We start from the raw sequence: 19,488 nt of genomic DNA on the forward strand, positions 1-19,488 counted from the left end.
AATACAGCGCCTGGAAATCATCGTTCATGTTGGCCAGGATGGCATCGACCAGTACTCGCAATTTGCGCAAGGGATGCGCATCCGGGATGCGTTCCTCCAACGAGCGGTAACTGTACAGAGAGTGCTGTGTGACGTCGGTCTTGCGCATGATGGCGGTGGGAAAGTGGGGCTGATGAAACAACGTTTACCGGCCCGTGATGGTTGACGGGCACGGCGATTAATTCAACACCCTGTTAGCGCTTGCCACTGTGCTGCTGGAATGCGGGACAGTCGACTTGCAGCAGCGAGCGGTCTTGCAGGCACACGGCGGACAGCTTCCCCCCCCAGACGCAGCCACTATCGAGGCCGATCAGGTGGGGTTGCAACTGCAGTCCCAGCGCCGACCAGTGTCCGAAGACGATGGTGTCGCCGGCGCTGCGCCGGCCCGGTACGTCGAACCAGGGCAGCAGGCCGGAGCCCGGCGGCGCGCTGCCGCTCTCCTTCATCTTGAAGTCCATCACGCCGCCCGGCGTGCAAAAGCGCAGCCGCGTCATGGCGTTGACGATGCAGCGCAGCCGGTCGGCGCCCTGCAGGTCGTCGTGCCAGGCGGCCGGCTCGTTGCCGTACATGTTGCGCAGGAACGCTACCCAGGCGTCGCTGCGTAGCATGGTGGACACTTCCTCGCCCAGGGACAGGGCCTGTGCCGCGCTCCATTGCGGCAGCAAGCCCGCATGCACGAGCACATGGCCCTGCTGCTGCAAGGCGAGCGGACGGTGGCGCAGCCAGGTGATCAACTCATCGCGATCAGGCGCGTCGAGGATCTCGGTCAGCGTATCGGACGCATGCTCCGGGCGGATGCCGTTGGCCACAGCCAGCAAGTGCAAGTCATGGTTGCCCAGGACGCTGTCGGCCAGTCCCTGCTGCGCCAGCGCATGCACATGGCGCAGGGTGGCCAGCGATGCCGGGCCACGATTGATCAGGTCGCCCGCGAACAGGAGCCGGTACGGGCCTTCTGCCGCCGTCTGGATCCGTTCGATCAGTTCGACGGTTTGTGCATGGCAGCCTTGCAGATCGCCGATAAAGTAAGTTTTCATAGGTGCCGAGGTGAAGTGAACTACGCGCTTGCATTATAAGCGTGGCTGCCCTTAATCGTCGGGTGCATTCCCGGCTGGTGCCTGATTGTGCGAATGGCCGGCTGGAAGGAAAAAACCGGGCGCGGCTTATTCTGTGTCGACATTTATTTTTTTCCAAATGTCCCGCTGTCTTATATCGATAATCATTTTCTGCTGCGCCGCTGGCATGGGCGGCTACACCAGGCAGTCTTTGCGAGCAAGATGCTCACCCATGCCGGAAGGCCAATCATCCATGTTTATTTATTTTCCACGCGCGGCTACGACATATTCTTCATTGAATCTTAATATTGAACAGGTAAATAAATTCAGGTCCGTGATTCCAGCGACGAGGGATTATGCACGGTGCGCAAATATTTATGCAATGTAGTATATTCCACGTGATTATATTAATTAACAATGCAAAGGATATACGGGATGGATCTGTCAACGATGAAGATGCTGGAATTGCGCAAGCTGGAAGATAATGTGAAGCTGGAATTGAACAGCCGCGAGCGTGAAGACTTGAACAAGGCGCGCGAACAAATCATGGCCATCGCGCAGCAAGCGGGCATTCCGCTGAAACAGCTGATACTCGACGGCTTGCATCCGCGCACGGGCAAAGTTGCGGTACGTTACCGCCATCCTGACAATGCCACTCTACAATGGACAGGCCGTGGCCGCCAGCCGCTGTGGGTCAAACAATGGGTGGAATCGGGCAAGTCCATCGATCTGCTGCGCGTATAATTCGGTATACTCTTGGCGCAGTGGCAAGCTGCCAGCCGCGCGCTGCACCTTGCCAGGCTCCCTATTGATACCCTTACTTATAGCGCCCATACCATGCTTCCATTGTCCAGAACGATCTTCAAAGCCTACGATATTCGCGGCATCATCGCTAAAACCCTCGATGCCAGCGTGGCCTATAAGATCGGTCAGGCATTTGGCCAGGCAGCCCTGGCCAAGGGTGATCAGCGGGTCGTGATCGGCCGCGATGGCCGCCTCTCGGGGCCTGAACTGACGGCGGCGCTGGCGCAGGGCTTGCAGGCCGCAGGCGTCGACGTGATCGACCTGGGCGTGGTTGCCACTCCGATGGTTTATTTCGGCACGAATGTGCTCGACACGCGCTCCGGCATCATGGTCACGGGCAGCCACAATCCACCCGATTACAACGGTTTCAAGATGGTGCTGGCGGGCGAAGCGATCCATGGTGTAGCGATCCAGGCTCTGTACCACAGCATCGTCGCCCACGACGGCAGCGCCAGCGCTAAGCCGGGAGCATATGCCACGCACGATATTCGTGCCGCCTACCTGGAGCGCATCCTGGGCGACGTCAAGCTGGCGCGCCCGATCAAGATTGCCGTCGACTGCGGCAATGGCGTGGCCGGCGCATTTGCCGGCGACCTGTTCCGCGGCATGGGCTGCGAGGTCATCGAATTGTTCTGCGACGTCGATGGCAATTTCCCTAACCACCATCCGGACCCGGCGCATCCGGAAAACCTGCAAGACCTGATCCGCTGCCTGGCCGAGACGGATGCGGAAATCGGCATCGCCTTCGACGGTGACGGCGACCGCCTGGGCGTGGTCACCAAGGATGGCCAGATCATCTACCCTGACCGCCAGATGATGTTGTTTGCTGCCGACGTGCTGACCCGCCATCCGGGCGCGCAGATTTTGTATGACGTCAAATGCACGCGCCACCTGGCACCGTGGATCAGCAAGCATGGCGGCGTGCCGCTGATGTACAAGACGGGCCACTCGCTGGTGAAAGCCAAGCTGCGTGAAACGGGTGCGCCGCTGGGCGGCGAAATGAGCGGCCATATCTTCTTCAAGGACCGCTGGTACGGTTTCGACGACGGCCTGTATTCGGCCGCGCGCCTGCTGGAAATCCTCACCCGCGAAGCCGATCCTTCGGCCCTGTTGAACTCTCTGCCGCAGTCCGACAGCACGCCGGAACTGCATCTGGAACTGAAGGAAGGCGAGAATGTCGCGTTGATGGACATGCTGCGCCGCGATGCCGTCTTCCCCGGCAATGAACAGATCATCACCATCGACGGCTTGCGCGTGGAATACGCGGACGGCTTTGGCCTGGCCCGCTCGTCGAACACCACGCCGGTGATCGTCATGCGCTTCGAAGCGGAAACGCCGCAAGCCCTGGCGCGCATCCAGGGACAGTTCAAGAGCGTGATATTGGCCGCCAAGCCTGACGCCGTTCTGCCCTTCTGACAGCATGGCCGGTCAATCTGGCGCACAGGCGCCCTTGAAAATCCTGCTGGTGCGGGTATCTTCGCTGGGCGACGTGCTGCATAACCTGCCGATGGTGGCAGACATCGCCCGCTATTATCCGGATGCGACCATCGACTGGGTGGTCGAGGAAGGCTACACCAGCCTGGTGCGCCTGAACCCCCGTGTGAATACCATCTTCCCGTTTGCACTGCGGCGCTGGCGCAAAAGCCTGGGCAAGAAGGAGACGCGCGCGGAAATCGCCGCCTTCTTCCGCAGCCTGCGCCAGACGCGCTACGATTATGTGTTCGATACCCAAGGCTTGCTCAAGACGGGCATCATCATGGGCGCAGCGCGCCTGGCGCCTGGCGGACAGAAGGTCGGCCTGGCGAACGGCAGCGAAGGTTCCGGCTACGAGGGCATTTCGCGCCTGTTTCATACCAAAAGCATTCCGCTCGACCCGCGTACGCATGCGGTAGCGCGTGGCCGCCTGGTGGCCGCCGCCGCACTCGGCTACACGGTCGATACGCCGGCCGATTTCGGCTTGCCGTCAGTGTCAGGCAGCGAGCCGCGCCCGGACTGGATGGGCGCTGCGCCGTTTTGCGTGTATTTCCACGGCACCGCGCGCGACGCCAAGAAATGGGCGCCGCAGAACTGGATCGCCCTCGGACACGCGCTCGCGCCCATGCCGATTTTGCTGCCCTGGGGTTCGTCCAAGGAAAAGGCGGAAGCCGAACAATTGGCGGCCAGCCTGCCGAACGCGCGCGTGCTGCCGAAACTGTCGATGGGCGACGCCACCTTGCTGGCACGCCATGCGGCGCTGGTGATCGGCGTCGATACGGGCCTGACGCATATCGCCGCCGCCTTCCTGCGTCCGACGGTGGAAATCTATGCCGATTCGCCGCTGTGGAAAACGGAAGGAAACTGGTCGCCGAACATCATCAACCTGGGCGACAAAGGCGCGCCGCCCGGCGTGCCGGAAGTGCTGGCCGCGGCGCAGCGCCTGCTGGCCGAGCATCCTCCCGCCTGACGTCAACGTTAAACAATCATGCGACTTCTTTATACACTTGCCTGGTGGCTGGCCTTGCCCCTGGTGCTGGCGCGGCTGTGGCTGCGCGGACGCCGGGAGCCCGGCTACCGCCAGCACTGGGGCGAGCGCCTGGGCTGCTACGGCCGCCAGGCAAAACCACTGATTCCCACGCTCTGGCTGCATGCCGTGTCCGTCGGCGAGACGCGCGCGGCCGAGCCGCTGATCGATGCGCTGCTGGCCGCATGGCCCGCATGCCGCATCGTCCTCACGCACATGACGCCGACGGGACGTGCGACCGGTAAAACCCTGTTCGCCAAGCACGGTGCGCGCCTGGTACAAAGCTACCTGCCATACGACACGGGCGCCATGCCGGCCAGTTTCATCCGCCATTTCGCGCCGCGCATCTGCATCCTGATGGAGACGGAAGTGTGGCCGAATTTGATCTACCAATGCAATCGCCACGGCGTGCCCGTGGTGCTGGCCAATGCGCGATTGTCGCAGCGTTCGCTGGGCAAGGCGCAGCGGCTGGGCAAGCTCATTACCGATGCGGCGCGCGGCATCACTCTGGTGGCGGCGCAGACGCAGGACGACGCCGATCGCGTGCGCCAGCTGGGCGTGCAGGACGTGGTCGTCACGGGCAGCATCAAGTTCGACGTCGTCGTGCCCGAGGCGGCCCTGGCGACGGGCGCCTGGCTGCTCGGTGCGATAGGTGCACGCGCCGTGCTGCTGTGCGCCAGCACGCGTGAAGGCGAAGAGCCATTGATTCTTGATGCCTTTGCCCGCGCCAGCCTGCCCGCCAACGTGCTGCTGCTGATCGTGCCGCGCCATCCGCAGCGCTTCGATGAGGTGGAAAAACTGGTGCTGGCGCACGGCCTGGCCGTGCAGCGCAGGTCCGCCCTGGCGCAGGATGATTTTGTGGCGGCGGACACGCAGGTGCTGCTGGGTGACTCGATGGGCGAGATGTTTGCGTATTACGCGGCCTGCGATTGCGCTTTTGTGGGCGGCAGCCTGCTGCCGCTGGGCGGGCAAAACCTGATCGAGCCGGCGGCCCTAGGCAAACCTGTGCTGATCGGCCCCCACACCTTCAATTTTGCGCTGGTGACCGAGCAAGCGATTGCCGCTGGCGGCGCCGCCCGGGTGGCCGATACCGACGCGTTGATGGCGCAGGCGTCAGTCTTGCTGCAAAACCCCGCGCAGCTGGCGTCGATGGGACAAAAGGCGCTGGCCTTCGCGGCGCAGCATCGGGGCGCCACGCCGCGCACGATTGCGGCCATCAAGACCCTGCTGCCCGTTTAATTGAACAAAACGGGGAGTTCCTGCGAGCGTTTTCTCAGCGCCTGCTTGGCGCCATCGTAATCGGGATAGATCGATTCCACGGTGGCCCAGAAGCGGGCGCTGTGGTTCATTTCCAGCAAGTGCGACAGTTCGTGCGCCACCACGTAGTCGATCAGCGGCAGGGCGAAGTGGATCAGGCGCCAGTTCAGGCGGATCTTGCGCTCGATGGTGCAGCTGCCCCAGCGCGTGCCGGCCGAGGATAGCGATAATGCATCGTAGCGCACGCCCAGCTTGTCCGCATACAGGTCCAGGCGCGCTTCGAACAGCTGGCGCGCTTCATGCTGGAACCAGCCCTTCACTTTTTCCTTCAACTGCTGTTCGCTGCCCGTGGGCGTGACCCATACGTGCAATTCATTCGTCTCGCGCTGGAAGCTGGCGCGGTGGCGCGGTGCCTGATGCAATCGCAAGGTGATTTCGCCACCGAGGTAGGGCAGCACGGCACCATCGACCCATGCCACGGGCGGGCGCTGCTGGCGCTGCACCTTGCGCTCTCCCCGTTCCAGCAGCTTCGAGACGATCCAGCCTTGCTTGGCGCGGATAGCATTGTCGATTTCGGCCAGGGTGACGCGCTTGGGTGCGGTCACGCGCAAGCCGTTATCGTCGATCATGAAGCCGATGGAACGGCGCGTTGAGCGGCGCAGGGCGAATTCGACCAGGTGGCTGCCCAGCTGCAACTGACGCAGTGGTGGGCCATCGGCAGGGCGTGGCGGGGAAGGCAGGGGAGGGGATGAAGGAAGAGCGACGGGTGGCACGGGCGCTACCGGCCACGCTGGAACGTGAAGCGGCGGCGCCACGGGCGGCGCTGGCGGTGCCGTGGGGCGCACCGCCGGGGGCGTGCTGGTCGAGACGTCGTGCGCGAACAGGTCCAGTTGCTGGTCGCCGACCTTGATGGTCTTCATCTGCTGGCGCAGGGTCGGCTCCTGGATGACCGCGCTGATGCCGTCTAGCCAGCGTTGTAGGCGTGAGGCGAAATGACGCGCATTTCTGATTCTATCCAATTTTCCACCTGTTGCATCATGCTGTCCGGGGTTTGCCCTTCCGGCGAAATCGGTTTGCCTATCGAGACGGTGATCAGTCCCGGGCGTTTGAGGAATGATTGCTTGGGCCAGCACTCGCCTGAATTATGCGCAATCGGCACCACCACGGCGCCCGTGGCGATTGCCAGGCGCGTGCCGCCGCTCTTGTACTTGCCCGCCTGGCCCACCGGAATGCGGGTGCCTTCGGGGAACATGATAATCCATTGGCCGTCGGCCAGGCGGCGTTTGCCATGCGCGACCACGCTTTTGAACGCATGCTTGCCCTGTTTGCGGTCAATGGGGATCATGCGCAGCAGCGCCATGGCCCAGCCGAAGAAGGGGATGTACAGGATCTCCTTCTTGAACACATACACCAGCGGACGGGGCAGGCTGGGCAGCAAGAAGATGGTTTCCCATGCCGACTGGTGCTTTGACAGCACGATGGCCGGCGCATCCGGGAAGTTCTCGGCACCCTTGACTTCATAGCGGATGCCGCAAATGACCTTGGCGCACCACAGGATAAACACGTTCCAGCGAGAAGTGACCCAATAGCGCTTGTTGTAGCTCAATGGCGCGGCAAAAAAGCACACGCAGGCCCAGACGATGGTGGCCACGATCATGATGGTCATGAACAGCAGGGATCGCAGGAACAGGGAAATATTACGCAATGCGGTTCTCCGAAAATTAGATACTGAATGCCACGGTGGGCGCTGGCGCCGCTGGCGCCTTGAGCAGGTGGCTGACCACGGCGGCCAGGTCGGGGAAGACTTGGGTGCCAGGCGGCAGGCCACCCGTTTCGCTGGTTTTTTCGCCCTTGCCCGTCAGGACCAGGTAGGGCACGCAGCCGCTGATGAAACCTGCCTGCAGGTCGCGCAGCGAATCGCCAACGGTGGGCACGCCTTTCAGGCTGGTGTTGTAGCGCTTCGAGATTTCATGGAACATGCCCGGTTTCGGCTTGCGGCAGTCGCAATTGTCCGCCCCCGCGTGCGGGCAAAAGAAGATGGCGTCGATATCGGCGCCCACTTGCTGCGCCAGAGTGTGCATCTTCTGGTGGATCGCGTTCAGCACCGTCATGTCGAAGTATTCGCGCGCGATCCCCGACTGGTTCGAGGCGACGATGACGCGATAACCAGCCTGGTTCAGGCGGGCGATCGCTTCGAGCGAACCGGGAATCGGCAGCCATTCGGCCGGCGACTTGATGAAGTCCGGCGAGTCATGATTAATGACGCCGTCGCGGTCGAGAATAATCAGTTTCAGCGCCGGAGTGCCCATTATGCCGCCAGCTTGGAAATGTCGGCCACGCGGTTCATCATGCCGTGCAGCGACGACAGCAAGGCCAGGCGGTTGTTGCGCAGGGCGACCTCCTCGGCCATTACCATCACGTCGTTGAAGAAGCCATCGACGTCGTCGCGCAGCTGCGCCAGCGTTTGCAGGGTGCTGGTGAAGTCGCCCTTGGCGAAGGCCGCGTCGACTTCCGGCTGCACGCGCGAGACGGCGGCGGCGAGTTTTTTCTCCGCTTCGTCCTGCAGCAGCGCCACGTTCACGCCACCGGCGGCGACCTGGTTGACGGCTTCCTCGTTCTTTTTCAGGATGTTCGTGATGCGCTTGTTGGCTGCCGCCAGCGAGGCGCTTTCCGGCAGGGCGGCAAACGCCTGCACGGCTTCCAGGCGCTGCACGATGTCGTCCAGGCGGTCCGGATTTTGCGCCACGACGGCTTCGATTTCATTCGGCGAGAAACCGCGTTCGCGCAGGATGCCGCGCAGGCGGTCCAGCATGAAGGTGGTGACGTCCGCCACCGGGTCCTTGAAGCCGGGGATGGCGGCAAATTGCGCAGCCGCGTCGCCCAGCAAGCTCTGGATCGACAGGGGCAAACGCTTTTCCAGCAGCATGCGCAGCACGCCCAGCGCATGGCGGCGCAGCGCGAACGGGTCCTTGTCGCCCGTCGGCGCCAGGCCGATAGCCCAGATGCCGACCAGGGTTTCCAGCTTGTCGGCCAGGGCCACGGCGGTGCCGGTGGCGGTGGACGGCAGGGCGTCGCCGGCAAAGCGCGGCTGGTAGTGTTCGGAAGCGGCCAACGCCACTTCTTCCGGCTCGCCGTCATGGCGCGCGTAATACGTGCCCATGATGCCTTGCAGTTCGGGGAATTCGCCCACCATGTCGGTCAGCAAATCGGCCTTGGCCAGCAGGGCACCGCGTTCGGCCAGGGCCACGTCGTATTTCAGCTTGGCGGCGATGGCGCCGGCCAGTGACTTGACGCGCTCTGTGCGGGCCGCTTGCGTGCCCAGCTTGTTGTGGTAGACCACGTTGGCCAGCAGCGGCAAACGCGATGCCAATGTTTTTTTCTTGTCTTGCTCGAAGAAGAACTTGGCGTCGGACAGGCGCGGGCGCACGACGCGCTCGTTGCCGCCGATGATGTGCTCCGGCGTGCTGGTTTCGATGTTGGAGACGATCAGGAAGCGCGAGCGCAGCTTGCCTTCGCTGTCGGTCAGCGCAAAATACTTCTGGTTCGTCTGCATGGTGAGGATCAGGCATTCCTGCGGCACGGCCAGGAACTCTTCCTCGAAGTGGCATTCATATACGACTGGCCATTCGACCAGGGCCGTCACTTCGTCGAGCAGCGCTTCGGGCATCAGCACCTGGTCGGCCCCGGCCTTGTCCAGCAACTGGGCGCGGATGCGCTCCTTGCGCTCCTCGTTGCTGGCGATGACGCTGGCGTTGAGGATCAGGGAGGCCGCATAGTTTTCCGCGTGCGCGATGGTGATCGGCGCGCCGTCGGTCAGGAAGCGGTGGCCCAGGGTCGTGCGGCCGGCGGTGAGTCCCAGCAAAGTCAAAGGCAGGATATTGATGCCATGCAGGGCGATCAGGCTGTGGGCCGGGCGCACGAATTGCACGGTCGTGCCGTCCGGACGCTGATAGCTCATCAGTTTTGGAATCGGCAGCTTGGCGGCCGATTCGCTCAGGGCAGCCTGCGCGCCGGTGGTGAGCTGGCTGCCTGGCGCCGTGTAGGTGTAGAAGAAGCTTTCGGCCTTGCCGTCGACGGCGCGTTCCAGCTCGGCCACCGTCAGTTCGGGGAAGCCCAGCGCGGCCAGTTTCTTGGCCAGCGGCGGCGTGCCGTTGCCGTTCGCGTCCAGCGCCACGGAGACGGGCAAGACTTTTTCACGGATGGATTTGTCGGGCGAGACTTCACGTACGTTGGTGATGGAGACGGCCAGGCGGCGCGGCGAGGCGTAGCTGGTGGCGACGCTGTCGGCTTCCAGGAAGTCGCGCGCTTTCAGGCCATTGACGATGCCGGCCGTGAAGGCGGCGCCCAGTTTGGCCAGCGCTTTCGGCGGCAGTTCTTCGGTCAGCAGTTCGATGAGCAGTGTTTGGTTCATGGTGTTCTTGTCTGGTACGGCGGTGTAGAGGCTCGAATGATGGAGGCTCGAATTAAGCGGCGGCGGCTTGGTCTGCGGCGGGCAGCATGGGGAAACCGAGGCGCTCGCGCGAGTCGTAATACGCTTGCGCCACCAGGCGCGACAGGGTGCGCACGCGGCCGATATAGGCGGCGCGTTCCGTCACCGAGATGGCGCCACGCGCGTCCAGCATATTGAAGCTGTGCGAAGCCTTCATGATTTTTTCGTAGGCAGGCAGGGTCAGTTGCAGCTCGATCAGGCGCTTCGCCTCCGCTTCGTAGTTGCTGAACTGTTCGAACAGCAGGTCCGTATTCGCGTGCTCGAAGTTGTAGGTCGATTGCTCCACTTCGTTCTGGTGGAAGACGTCGCCGTACGTCAGCTTCTTCGTCACACCGTTTTCTTCCCACTCGGTCCAGACCAGGTCATACACGTTTTCCACGCCTTGCAGATACATGGCCAGGCGTTCGATGCCGTAGGTGATCTCGCCCAGCACGGGCTTGCAATCGAGGCCGCCCACTTGCTGGAAGTAGGTAAATTGGGTCACTTCCATGCCGTTCAGCCAGACTTCCCAGCCCAGGCCCCAGGCGCCCAGGGTCGGACTTTCCCAGTCGTCTTCGACGAAGCGCACGTCATTCTGTTGCAGGTCCAGGCCCAGCGCGGCCAGCGAACCCAGATACAGGTCGAGGATGTTTTCCGGCGCCGGCTTCAAGACCACCTGGTACTGGTAGTAGTGCTGCATGCGGTTCGGGTTTTCGCCATAGCGGCCATCTTTCGGGCGGCGCGACGGCTGCACATACGCGGCGCGCCAGGGTTCCGGGCCAATCGCACGCAGGAAGGTGCCGGTGTGGAAGGTGCCGGCGCCGACTTCCATGTCGTAAGGCTGGAGCAGGGCGCAACCTTGCTTGTCCCAATAGGTTTGCAAGGTCAGGATAATTTGTTGAAATGTGAGCATCGTATGAGTTCGCCGCGCGGGAGGCTGCGCTTTGTTAAGGTTTGCTTGAAACCCGCACGCTGCTAACAAGCGCGTCCGGGCCGGAGTTTTGCTAATTTTAGCGGTTTTTACGGGCCCACTGTGACTCTTCGGGCGATATCGGCCGCTTATTGCTGCGCGATGCTGCCACGGCGGGCGGCGCGCGACAGCAGGAAGGCGGTCAGCAGGGCCAGCGCGGCCAGGGCCAGCACCAGTTTATTGCCATACAGAATGTATGGCGTCATGCCGCCCATGCCTTGCACCTTGGCTGCCAGCGTGGCTTGCTGTTCCGGCGGCAGCAGGCTTTGCACCACGCCTTTGCCGTCGATGACGGCGGTGGCGCCCGTGTTCGTCGAGCGCAGCATGGGGCGGCCCGTTTCCAGGCTGCGCATCTGCGAAATCTGCAGATGTTGCGGGATGGCGATCGAATCGCCAAACCAGGCCAGGTTCGAGATATTCAGCAGCACCGAGGCCGACTGCTTGCCATTGCGGTGGGCGCTGGCCAGCTGGCCGGCGATTTCCTCGCCAAACAGGTCTTCGTAGCAGATATTCGGCAGCACCAGCTGGTCGCGCACCTGCAGCGGCGCCTGCACGTCGGCGCCGCGGCCCATGTCGCCCAGCGGGATGGCCATCATGGCGACAAACCAGTGCAGGCCGGGCGGCACGAATTCGCCGAACGGCACCAAATGGTGCTTGCGGTACTGGTAGTAGGGGCCTGGCGCGCCTTGTGGCGTGATCCCCAGCGCCGCATTGTAAAAGCGTTGCTGTTCGTCGAGCACGGGCATGCCGACCAGGATCGTGCTGCCCGTCTGTTGCGAATAAGTCGCCAAGCTATCCAGATAGCCGGGCGGCAGCTGGTGCGGCAGCACGGTGACGGCCGTTTCCGGCGTGGCGATCAGATCGGCCGGCGCGCTGGTGATGGCGTTCTGGTACATCTGCAAGGCGCCCAGCACGAAGCCGGGATCGAATTTCTGCTGCTGCGGCACATTGCCCTGCAACAGGCGCACCGTGATCGGGCGTCCGACAGGATGGGTCCAGTTCACGTACTGTAAGCCGATGCCGGCCGCGTACAGCGCGATGACGCCGCCCAGTGCTGTCCAGCGCGTGCGGTGGGTCAGCAACAGCAGGGCGCCGGCGGACAGCGCCGCCAGCCAGCCCAGGCCGTACGCGCCGACGATGGGGGCATAGCCGGCCAGCGGGCCGACATTGTGGGCATAGCCCGTGGCCAGCCACGGAAAACCCGTAAACAGCCAGCCGCGCGTCCATTCGAACAGGGTCCACGTCGCAGGCAGCACCAGCAGGGTCATGGCGGGCAGGGACAGCACCCAGCGCTGGCGCAGCCAGGCGGCCGCCCCCATGGCCAGGGCCACGTAAATGGCCATCAAGAGGGCCAGCAGCGCCACGGCGATGGCCGCGAAAGGTACGGCCATGTCGCCATGGCGGTGCATGGAGATGTACAGCCAGTGCGTGCCGGCCGCGCACCAGCCGAAGCCATAGGCCCAGCCGATGAGCGCACCGTGCTTGACGTTCGCCGCGCGCAGTACCTGGTAGAACAGTACGCCCAGGCTGAGGATTTGCAGGGGCCAGTAGCCGAATGGGGCGAACGCCAGCACCGCAACGGCACCGGCAACGGCAGCCGTCAGCATGCGCGCCCAGGTGCTGCGGGGCGGTTTGGCGGGGGCGTTGGGATCTAAGCGTCTGAAACGCATTTACAGCACGCGCATGTCAGAGTTCCAGTTCCGGCACGTTGGGCAGGCGCTCGACGAGCAGCACGTGCACCTGGCGCGCGTCGGCGCGCAGCACCTCGAAGCGCAGATTGCCCAGGTCGAAAATATCGCCCTTGTGCGCCATGCGGCCCAAGTACTTGGAAACCAGGCCGCCGATGGTGTCGACGTCGTCGTCGACCAGGTGGCTGCCCACTTCTTCGTTGAACTGTTCGATCTCGGTCAGCGCCTTGACGCGCCAGCGGGGGCCGAACTGGCCTTCCTTGAGCGAGAGGATGTTGTCCTCGGCTTCGTCGAAGTCGTATTCGTCCTCGATATCGCCGACGATCTGTTCCAGCACGTCTTCGATGGTGATCAGGCCGGCGACGCCGCTGTATTCATCGACGACGATGGCCATGTGATTGTGGTTGGCGCGAAAATCGCGCAGCAGCACATTCAGGCGTTTCGATTCCGGGATGAAGATGGCGGGGCGCAGCATGTCGCGCACGTCGAAAGTTTCTTCTGCGTAATAACGCAGCAAGTCTTTCGCCAGCAGGATGCCGATGACCTTGTCGCGCTCGCCTTCGATCGCGGGGAAGCGCGAGTGGGCGGTCGACAGGACTTCCGGCATCCATTCCTCGATCGGCTTGCTGATGTCGATGACATCCATTTGCGAGCGGGGAATCATGATGTCGCGCGCGCAGAGATCCGATACCTGGAACACGCCTTCGATCATCGACAGGGCGTCGGCGTCGATCAGCTTGCGTTCATGCGCATCGTGTAGAACATCGAGCAATTCTGCACGGTTCTCTGGCTCGGGGGATATGAGTGCGGTCAGGCGTTCAAACAGTGACCGGTGGGGCTTGACGTCAGTTCTGACGCCACTAGGATGCTCGGGCATAGGAGGCGTGAGCCGTTGTTGCGAAGGGATATAGGATACACCAAAAGTGGGGCAATACCGGATTTCCCCGCTTTTGATGCAAATTTAATACGCTGAAGTGCGCCGTTGCCCGATGTTTCAGGCGTTCTGGCCCAGCACGCGTGTGCGCAAGTGCGCCACGTCCGCCAGCCAGTCGGCGCAATGCTCGCTGTCCTGCCACAGCTGGCGCAGTTCCGACGTTTCCGCCACGATCTTGTCCAGCGCCAGGCGCGCTTTTTCCAGCAGCGGCGGCGTGACTTTCTTCTTGCAGGCGGCCACCCATTCGTCCACTTCCGCCGTGGCCGGGTCATCCTCGCCCGGCTTGCCTTGCAGGCGCGCGATCACTTCCAGTGCGGCCAGCGCTTCGGCGGCGAACGGCGCTTCCAGCGCCGCCTCCGTGCTGTCGATGACGTTGTCGAGCGTCGTCTCGACCAGTTCCAGGGTTTTGTATTCGTGCAAATCCTGCGCCCAATCCATGGCGTAGTCGTTGCCGAAGGCGTGCAGTGCCCAGGTGCCCATAGTTGTCCTTGCGTAGTTGTGCGATGGTGCTATTGTGGCATGCCCTGGCTGCTGGCCACCACCTGTTCGCGCAGCCAGCGCAAACCCGCATCGTGCTCGCTGCGCGGATGCCAGGCCAGCGACAGATCCAGCGCCGGCACGCTCAATGGCAAATCAAACGTGTCGAGCTGGCCTTCAAAGCGCTCCAGGAAGCGTGACGGCAGCGTACAGACCAGGTCCGTGGCCACCAGCATCGGCGGCACCAGGTTGTACTGGGCCACGGCGATCGGTACGCTGCGCGTGCGGCCTTGCTGCGCCAGTTGTTCATCCATGAAGGCATGGAAGCTGCCATTGGTCGAGACGACGATATGGCGCAGCGCGCAATAGCTGTCCAGGTCCAGCGGCCCGGTGCCGCGCGGATGGCCCTTGCGCTGCGCCATGCGGTGTTCGACCAGCAGTACCGGGCTCTTGTCCAGGGTGGCGGGGACAAAGCGGCTGCCACCGACCAGCAGGTCGATCTCGCCGCGTTCCATCTGCCCGGCCAGCTGTGCCGGTTCGGGCGTGCGGAACGCCAGCTTCAAGCCTGGCCCGCCGAACGCCGCCACCTGCTGCACCACCGGCAGCATCAGCATCAGCACGGCGTTGTCGTTGCCGGCGATATGAAAGGTACGCTGGGCCGTGCGCGGATCGAACGGCGGCGCATCGCGGCGCACGGCTTGCCCCAACATCGCCAGCGCCGTACGTAGCGGCGCCTGCAATTGAAGCGCGCGCGGCGTGGCCAGCATGCCGCGCCCGGAATCGGCCGGCACCAGCAGGGCGTCGTCGAACAGTGCGCGCAGCCGGGCCAGCTGGGCCGACATGGCGGGCTGGCTCAGGTGCAGCCGGGCGGCCGCGCGCGTCACGTGTTTTTCTTCCAGCAGCACGTCGAGCGATACCAGCAGGGGCAGGTCGACACCGCGAATATCCAGCATTTGGATGGCTCCAATTCAAATAATCAATTTCATTTATGTGTCGGGAAGGAGTCTACTGCCGTATCACCATTTTTGAAAGAGATTCCATGTTTGCCATCAAACCCCTGGCCGCGCTGCTTGCCGGCCTGACGTTATCCCATGCGGCGCTGGCCGCCGCCCCAGTTGACCAGACGCCGGCACCCGGCATCTACCGCATGATGCTGGGCCAGTTCCAGGTCACGGCGCTGTCCGACGGCACCGTCACCATCCCGCTCGACAAGCTGCTGACCGAGATCAAGCCCGCCGCGCTGGCCGCCAGCCTGCGCGCGGCACATTTGCAGCCGATGACGGAAACCTCGATCAATGCCTTTCTGATCAATACCGGCAAGCAGCTGGTGCTGGTCGATACGGGCGCGGGCGACCTGTTTGGCCTGCCGATGGGCGCGCAGGCGGGCCGCTTGCAGCGCAGCCTGCGCAATGCCGGTTACGCACCCGAACAGATCGATGCGGTGCTGCTCACGCATATCCATGCCGACCATTCGGGCGGCCTGTCGCACGATGGCCAGCGGCTGTTCCCGAACGCGCAAGTGTATGTGGACCGTCAGGACAGCGACTTCTGGCTGAACCGGGCCAACCAGGCCAGTGTCGCCGAAGGCCAGCGCCACGGTTTTGACGAAGCACAGGCCATGCTGGCGCCGTATGTGGCGGCCGGCAAGCTGACCCCGTTCCAGGGCGGCGCCGAGATCGTGCCCGGCATCCGCGCGGTGGTCGCCCATGGCCACACGCCTGGCCACAGTTACTATGCGGTGGAAAGCGGCGGGCAAAAACTGCTGCTGCTGGGCGACATGCTGCATGCGGGCGCGGTGCAGTTTGCGCACCCGGGCACCACCATCCGTTTCGATGTCGATGCGGCCATGGCGAAAGCGCAGCGCGCCGGCGAGATGGCCGATGCGGCGAAAAACGGTTACTGGGTCGGCGCGGCGCATCTGAGTTTCCCCGGCATCGGCCATATCGCCAGGGATGAGAAGGGCGATGGCTACCGCTGGCTGCCTGCCAATTACAGCGCCTGGTGATGCCGTAAAAAAGCCGGCGCGTGCCGGCTTTGCGATTACTTCTGGTCCGCGTACGGGTCGCTGATGCCCAGCGTCGCCAGGATCTCGGTCTCCAGGCCTTCCATCTCGGTCGCTTCCTCGTCATCCATGTGATCGTAGCCTTGCGCATGCAGCACGCCGTGCACGATCAGGTGGGCGGTGTGCTCTTCCACGCTTTTCTGCTGCTCGGCCGCTTCCTTTTCCAGCACGTCCGTGCACAGGATGATGTCGGCGCGCGTCGGCTCGTCGTCGCCCAACTCTTCGCCTTCGTTGTAGGCGAACGTCAGCACGTTGGTGGCGTAATCCTTTTCGCGGTAGTCGTGGTTCAGGGTACGGCCTTCCTCGGCATCGACGAAGCGGATGGTCAATTCGGCCGGTGCGAACAGGGCCGCCTTGACCCAGCGGCGCACTTTCGGCCGCGTGATCAGGGTTTCCAGGCGAGTATCCGGATATTGCACGGACAGCGAGAGTTTATTTTTTTCGGACATTTTTGGCGGCAGCTGGTTTGATCAAGGGGGCGAGCAGGGCGGCATCGGTGCCGGCCGCTTGCGCCGTTTCATACGCATCGACGATGCGGGCGACAAGCGGATGGCGCACCACGTCGCTGCTGTTAAATTGCGTAAAGCCTATGCCGCGCACGTCTTTCAGCACGTGTACGGCGTCGATGAGGCCACTCTTCTGGCTCTTTTGCAGGTCGACCTGGGTCACGTCGCCCGTCACCACGGCCTTGCTGCCAAAGCCGATGCGCGTCAAAAACATCTTCATCTGTTCGACGGTGGTGTTTTGCGCCTCGTCGAGGATGACAAACGCATGATTCAGGGTGCGTCCGCGCATGTAGGCCAGCGGAGCGACCTCGATCACCTGTTTTTCAAACAGTTTTTGCGTGCGGTCAAAGCCCAGCAAATCGTACAGCGCATCGTACAGGGGACGCAGGTAAGGGTCGACCTTTTGCGCCAGGTCGCCCGGCAGGAAGCCCAGGCGTTCGCCCGCTTCGACGGCGGGGCGCGTGAGGATGATGCGCTTGACGGCGTCGCGTTCGAGCGCGTCGACGGCGCAGGCGACGGCCAAATAGGTCTTGCCCGTGCCGGCCGGACCCACGCCGAAGCTGATATCGTGTTCGAGGATGTCGCGCAGGTAGGCGATCTGGTGCGGCGTGCGCCCGCGCAGGTCGCTGCGCCGGGTTTTCAGCACGGGACTGGCGATATCCGGTTCCACGAAGGTGCTGACGGGTGCGTTGGCGTGGTGTTCCGAGGCGGCGGACAGGCCCGCGCGTTGTTCCACCAGGGCCAGTTGCACTTCTTCCAGCGGCACGACCTTGTTGGCGATGGCGTAGAACTGTTCGAGGATTTCCACGGCCCGTTCGGCATTGCTGCCGCCGACGATGAATTTCTCGCCGCGGCGGAAGATCGTCACGTCGAGGGCGGCGGAAATCTGGCGCAGGTTTTCATCGAGCGGCCCGCACAAATGCGCCAGGCGCGTGTTGTCCAGCGGCTCGGGGATGAAGTAATGCGGCTGTATCGGGGCTTTGGTTTTCAACTGGCTCTTTTCAATGCGGGTGCGCTGGCGACGAGTTCGCCGCGCAGGGTGTAGGAATGGCTTTCGGTGATGCGCACGTCGACCAGCTGGCCGACCAGTTGCAGCGCGTCCAGGCCGGCGTCGAAATTGACCACGCGGTTGTTTTCGGTGCGGCCTTGAAGTTCACTATCGTCCGTGTCCTTCTTCGAGCGGCCTTCGACGAGGATGGTTTGCACCGTGCCCACCATGGCCAGGCTGTACTTGCGCGTGTTGGCGTCGATGGCTGCCTGCAACTGCTGCAAACGGGCCAGTTTGACTGCATGCGGCGTGTCGTCTTCCAGGCTGGCGGCCGGCGTGCCGGGGCGCTTGCTGAAGATGAAGCTGTAGCTGTTGTCGAAGCCCACGTCCGCGATCAGCTTCATCATGGCGTCGAAATCGGCCTGGGTCTCGCCGGGGAAGCCCACGATGAAGTCAGACGAAATGGCCATGTTCGGGCGCACGGCGCGGATGCGGCGGATGATGGACTTGTATTCGAGGCCCGTGTAGCCGCGCTTCATGGCGCCGAGGATCTTGTCGGAACCGTGCTGCGCCGGCAGGTACAAATGGTCGACCAGCTGCGGGATCTTGGCGTAGGCGTCGATCAGGCGCTGCGTAAATTCCTTCGGGTGGCTGGTGACGAAGCGCATGCGGGCGATGCCGGGAATGTCGGCCACGTATTCGAGCAGCAGGGCGAAGTCGGCAATCTCACCCCCTTCCATCGCGCCGCGGTAGGCATTCACGTTCTGCCCCAGCAGGGTGATTTCCTTGACGCCCTGGGCGGCCAGCCCCGCCACTTCCGTCAGCACGTCCTCGAAGCGGCGCGACACTTCCTCGCCGCGCGTGTAGGGCACGACGCAGTAGCTGCAATATTTGCTGCAGCCTTCCATGATGGAGACAAACGCCGAGGCGCCGTCAACCTTGGCCGGCGGCATGTGGTCGAACTTTTCGATTTCCGGGAAGCTGATGTCGACCTGCGAGGCGCCGCTGGCGCGGCGCAGGGCTATCATTTGCGGCAGGCGGTGCAAGGTTTGCGGGCCGAAGACCATGTCGACGTACGGCGCGCGCTTGACGATGGCGTCGCCTTCCTGCGAGGCCACGCAGCCGCCCACGCCGATCAAGAGGTGCGGCTTGGCCAGTTTCAGCTCGCGCAGACGGCCCAGGTCGGAAAACACTTTTTCCTGTGCCTTTTCGCGCACGGAGCAGGTGTTGAGCAGGATCACATCGGCATCTTCCGGCGTGTCGGTACGCACCAGGCCGTCGGAAGCGCCCAGCACGTCGGCCATCTTGTCCGAGTCGTACTCGTTCATCTGGCAACCGAAGGTTTTAATGAATACTTTTTTCTGCATGGCGTCGGGTGCTTATCGGTAAATGTGGCGGCAAAATAAATGGGGCAAATAAGTGTGGCGGCAAGGGGGGCTTGCGCCGTGCGCCGCTCAGGGCGGGGACGGTGGATGACCGGCCGGGCGCTGCTGGCTGCCCGGTGGCAGGCCCGCTGCAAGTTCAGGCCATAGTTTAGCGTAAATCGCCGGGACGGGCCATGTCGTGCTGATCTTGCCGACAAGATTGCGGCCTGAATACGGCGCACGGCATGACGATGCTGAAAAGCATTTATTGCCGTGCGACACCATTGATTTGTAACAAGTTGCTGCAAAGCCTTGTGTGCGCCCGCTGGCATCCTAATGTGTTGAAATAGCATCGTTTCCAGGCCAAACAGCAGCTTGA

The 19,488-nt window shown here is 63.0% G+C and carries 19 protein-coding genes and 1 pseudogene; 6 read left to right on the plus strand and 14 right to left on the minus strand.

Annotation, left to right across the window (positions count from 1 at the left end; translation table 11 throughout):
• Together CSZ94_RS28810 and CSZ94_RS18990 are read right to left on the minus strand one after the other, a co-directional pair.
• Positions 1-148 (minus strand): annotated as a pseudogene (locus tag CSZ94_RS28810) (IS5/IS1182 family transposase); the annotation flags it as partial.
• Positions 149-233: 85 nt separating this feature from the next.
• The gene (locus CSZ94_RS18990) at positions 234-1,073 is read right to left on the minus strand and encodes a symmetrical bis(5'-nucleosyl)-tetraphosphatase (protein WP_102122949.1); all 840 of its coding nucleotides are present in this window, start codon (positions 1,071-1,073) and stop codon (positions 234-236) included.
• Between the two features lie 93 nt (positions 1,074-1,166).
• Here CSZ94_RS18990 and CSZ94_RS18995 point away from each other — a divergent pair, with 93 nt between their 5' ends.
• The 5 genes from CSZ94_RS18995 to waaA all read left to right on the plus strand — a co-directional run bounded on the left by CSZ94_RS18995 (position 1,167) and on the right by waaA (position 5,634).
• A complete protein-coding gene (locus tag CSZ94_RS18995; protein ID WP_102122950.1) occupies positions 1,167-1,397 on the plus strand; it encodes a hypothetical protein in 231 nt (76 codons plus the stop codon).
• A 129-nt stretch (positions 1,398-1,526) separates the two neighbouring features.
• Positions 1,527-1,835, plus strand: a complete 309-nt coding sequence (locus tag CSZ94_RS19000) for an H-NS histone family protein (protein WP_102122951.1) — start codon at positions 1,527-1,529, stop codon at positions 1,833-1,835.
• 93 nt (positions 1,836-1,928) lie between these two features.
• Positions 1,929-3,311 carry a phosphomannomutase/phosphoglucomutase gene (locus tag CSZ94_RS19005; RefSeq protein ID WP_102122952.1) on the plus strand — a complete coding sequence of 461 codons (1,383 nt, stop codon included), beginning with the start codon at positions 1,929-1,931 and terminating at the stop codon, positions 3,309-3,311.
• Positions 3,312-3,315: 4 nt separating this feature from the next.
• Entirely contained in the window at positions 3,316-4,338 is a 1,023-nt protein-coding gene (gene waaC / locus CSZ94_RS19010) for a lipopolysaccharide heptosyltransferase I (protein WP_102122953.1), read from the plus strand.
• Between the two features lie 18 nt (positions 4,339-4,356).
• Positions 4,357-5,634, plus strand: coding sequence for a lipid IV(A) 3-deoxy-D-manno-octulosonic acid transferase (gene waaA / locus CSZ94_RS19015; protein WP_102122954.1), 1,278 nt, complete (start codon positions 4,357-4,359; stop codon positions 5,632-5,634).
• Here waaA and CSZ94_RS19020 read toward each other — a convergent pair.
• From CSZ94_RS19020 to CSZ94_RS19060, 9 genes are all read right to left on the minus strand, one after another.
• Positions 5,631-6,572: a M48 family metallopeptidase gene (locus CSZ94_RS19020; protein WP_102122955.1), complete on the minus strand. Its 942-nt coding sequence runs from the start codon at positions 6,570-6,572 to the stop codon at positions 5,631-5,633. The two genes, waaA and CSZ94_RS19020, sit on opposite strands and share 4 nt — an antisense overlap.
• Positions 6,573-6,616: 44 nt before the next feature.
• A complete protein-coding gene (locus CSZ94_RS19025; protein ID WP_100874414.1) occupies positions 6,617-7,357 on the minus strand; it encodes a lysophospholipid acyltransferase family protein in 741 nt (246 codons plus the stop codon).
• A 16-nt stretch (positions 7,358-7,373) separates the two neighbouring features.
• Positions 7,374-7,961 (minus strand): D-glycero-beta-D-manno-heptose 1,7-bisphosphate 7-phosphatase, encoded by a 588-nt coding sequence (gmhB, locus tag CSZ94_RS19030; protein ID WP_102122956.1) that lies wholly within the window; start codon positions 7,959-7,961, stop codon positions 7,374-7,376.
• Positions 7,961-10,063, minus strand: coding sequence for a glycine--tRNA ligase subunit beta (gene glyS / locus CSZ94_RS19035; RefSeq protein WP_102122957.1), 2,103 nt, complete (start codon positions 10,061-10,063; stop codon positions 7,961-7,963). The genes gmhB and glyS overlap by 1 nt, the downstream gene beginning before the upstream one ends.
• Before the next feature lie 52 nt (positions 10,064-10,115).
• Positions 10,116-11,033 (minus strand): glycine--tRNA ligase subunit alpha, encoded by a 918-nt coding sequence (gene glyQ / locus CSZ94_RS19040; RefSeq protein WP_102122958.1) that lies wholly within the window; start codon positions 11,031-11,033, stop codon positions 10,116-10,118.
• 146 nt (positions 11,034-11,179) lie between these two features.
• Positions 11,180-12,760 carry an apolipoprotein N-acyltransferase gene (lnt, locus tag CSZ94_RS19045; RefSeq protein ID WP_258001086.1) on the minus strand — a complete coding sequence of 527 codons (1,581 nt, stop codon included), beginning with the start codon at positions 12,758-12,760 and terminating at the stop codon, positions 11,180-11,182.
• Positions 12,761-12,776: 16 nt separating this feature from the next.
• Positions 12,777-13,655, minus strand: coding sequence for an HlyC/CorC family transporter (locus CSZ94_RS19050; RefSeq protein ID WP_071075558.1), 879 nt, complete (start codon positions 13,653-13,655; stop codon positions 12,777-12,779).
• A 117-nt stretch (positions 13,656-13,772) separates the two neighbouring features.
• Positions 13,773-14,192, minus strand: coding sequence for a DUF4259 domain-containing protein (locus CSZ94_RS19055; protein ID WP_102122959.1), 420 nt, complete (start codon positions 14,190-14,192; stop codon positions 13,773-13,775).
• 29 nt (positions 14,193-14,221) lie between these two features.
• Positions 14,222-15,142, minus strand: a complete 921-nt coding sequence (locus CSZ94_RS19060; protein ID WP_102122960.1) for a LysR family transcriptional regulator — start codon at positions 15,140-15,142, stop codon at positions 14,222-14,224.
• A gap of 86 nt (positions 15,143-15,228) precedes the next feature.
• Between CSZ94_RS19060 and CSZ94_RS19065 the strand changes: the two genes are divergently transcribed.
• Positions 15,229-16,194 carry an MBL fold metallo-hydrolase gene (locus tag CSZ94_RS19065; RefSeq protein WP_102122961.1) on the plus strand — a complete coding sequence of 322 codons (966 nt, stop codon included), beginning with the start codon at positions 15,229-15,231 and terminating at the stop codon, positions 16,192-16,194.
• A gap of 35 nt (positions 16,195-16,229) precedes the next feature.
• On the opposite strand, the gene ybeY is transcribed toward CSZ94_RS19065, so the two are convergent.
• The 3 genes from ybeY to miaB are packed head-to-tail and all read right to left on the minus strand — an operon-like array spanning position 16,230 to position 19,112.
• Entirely contained in the window at positions 16,230-16,700 is a 471-nt protein-coding gene (gene ybeY / locus CSZ94_RS19070) for an rRNA maturation RNase YbeY (protein WP_102122962.1), read from the minus strand.
• Positions 16,684-17,748, minus strand: coding sequence for a PhoH family protein (locus tag CSZ94_RS19075; RefSeq protein WP_102122963.1), 1,065 nt, complete (start codon positions 17,746-17,748; stop codon positions 16,684-16,686). The genes ybeY and CSZ94_RS19075 overlap by 17 nt, the downstream gene beginning before the upstream one ends.
• Positions 17,745-19,112: a tRNA (N6-isopentenyl adenosine(37)-C2)-methylthiotransferase MiaB gene (gene miaB, locus CSZ94_RS19080; protein WP_102122964.1), complete on the minus strand. Its 1,368-nt coding sequence runs from the start codon at positions 19,110-19,112 to the stop codon at positions 17,745-17,747. Before miaB ends, CSZ94_RS19075 begins: the two co-directional genes overlap by 4 nt.
• Between the last annotated feature and the right edge of the window lie 376 nt (positions 19,113-19,488).

The sequence above is a fragment of the Janthinobacterium sp. ROICE36 genome (assembly GCF_002869965.1).
Lineage (GTDB): Bacteria > Pseudomonadota > Gammaproteobacteria > Burkholderiales > Burkholderiaceae_D > Janthinobacterium.

Bases quoted from the DNA above. Each gene is read 5' to 3' on its own strand.
- CSZ94_RS18990 (WP_102122949.1), bottom strand. From the start codon at position 1,073: ATGAAAACTTACTTTATCGGCGATCTGCAAGGCTGCCATGCACAAACC.
- CSZ94_RS18995 (WP_102122950.1), top strand. From the start codon at position 1,167: ATGGCCGGCTGGAAGGAAAAAACCGGGCGCGGCTTATTCTGTGTCGAC.
- CSZ94_RS19000 (WP_102122951.1), top strand. From the start codon at position 1,527: ATGGATCTGTCAACGATGAAGATGCTGGAATTGCGCAAGCTGGAAGAT.
- CSZ94_RS19005 (WP_102122952.1), top strand. From the start codon at position 1,929: ATGCTTCCATTGTCCAGAACGATCTTCAAAGCCTACGATATTCGCGGC.
- waaC (WP_102122953.1), top strand. From the start codon at position 3,316: ATGGCCGGTCAATCTGGCGCACAGGCGCCCTTGAAAATCCTGCTGGTG.
- waaA (WP_102122954.1), top strand. From the start codon at position 4,357: ATGCGACTTCTTTATACACTTGCCTGGTGGCTGGCCTTGCCCCTGGTG.
- CSZ94_RS19020 (WP_102122955.1), bottom strand. From the start codon at position 6,572: ATGAAGACCATCAAGGTCGGCGACCAGCAACTGGACCTGTTCGCGCAC.
- gmhB (WP_102122956.1), bottom strand. From the start codon at position 7,961: ATGGGCACTCCGGCGCTGAAACTGATTATTCTCGACCGCGACGGCGTC.
- glyS (WP_102122957.1), bottom strand. From the start codon at position 10,063: ATGAACCAAACACTGCTCATCGAACTGCTGACCGAAGAACTGCCGCCG.
- glyQ (WP_102122958.1), bottom strand. From the start codon at position 11,033: ATGCTCACATTTCAACAAATTATCCTGACCTTGCAAACCTATTGGGAC.
- lnt (WP_258001086.1), bottom strand. From the start codon at position 12,760: ATGCGTTTCAGACGCTTAGATCCCAACGCCCCCGCCAAACCGCCCCGC.
- CSZ94_RS19050 (WP_071075558.1), bottom strand. From the start codon at position 13,655: ATGCCCGAGCATCCTAGTGGCGTCAGAACTGACGTCAAGCCCCACCGG.
- CSZ94_RS19055 (WP_102122959.1), bottom strand. From the start codon at position 14,192: ATGGGCACCTGGGCACTGCACGCCTTCGGCAACGACTACGCCATGGAT.
- CSZ94_RS19060 (WP_102122960.1), bottom strand. From the start codon at position 15,142: ATGCTGGATATTCGCGGTGTCGACCTGCCCCTGCTGGTATCGCTCGAC.
- CSZ94_RS19065 (WP_102122961.1), top strand. From the start codon at position 15,229: ATGTTTGCCATCAAACCCCTGGCCGCGCTGCTTGCCGGCCTGACGTTA.
- ybeY (WP_102122962.1), bottom strand. From the start codon at position 16,700: ATGTCCGAAAAAAATAAACTCTCGCTGTCCGTGCAATATCCGGATACT.
- miaB (WP_102122964.1), bottom strand. From the start codon at position 19,112: ATGCAGAAAAAAGTATTCATTAAAACCTTCGGTTGCCAGATGAACGAG.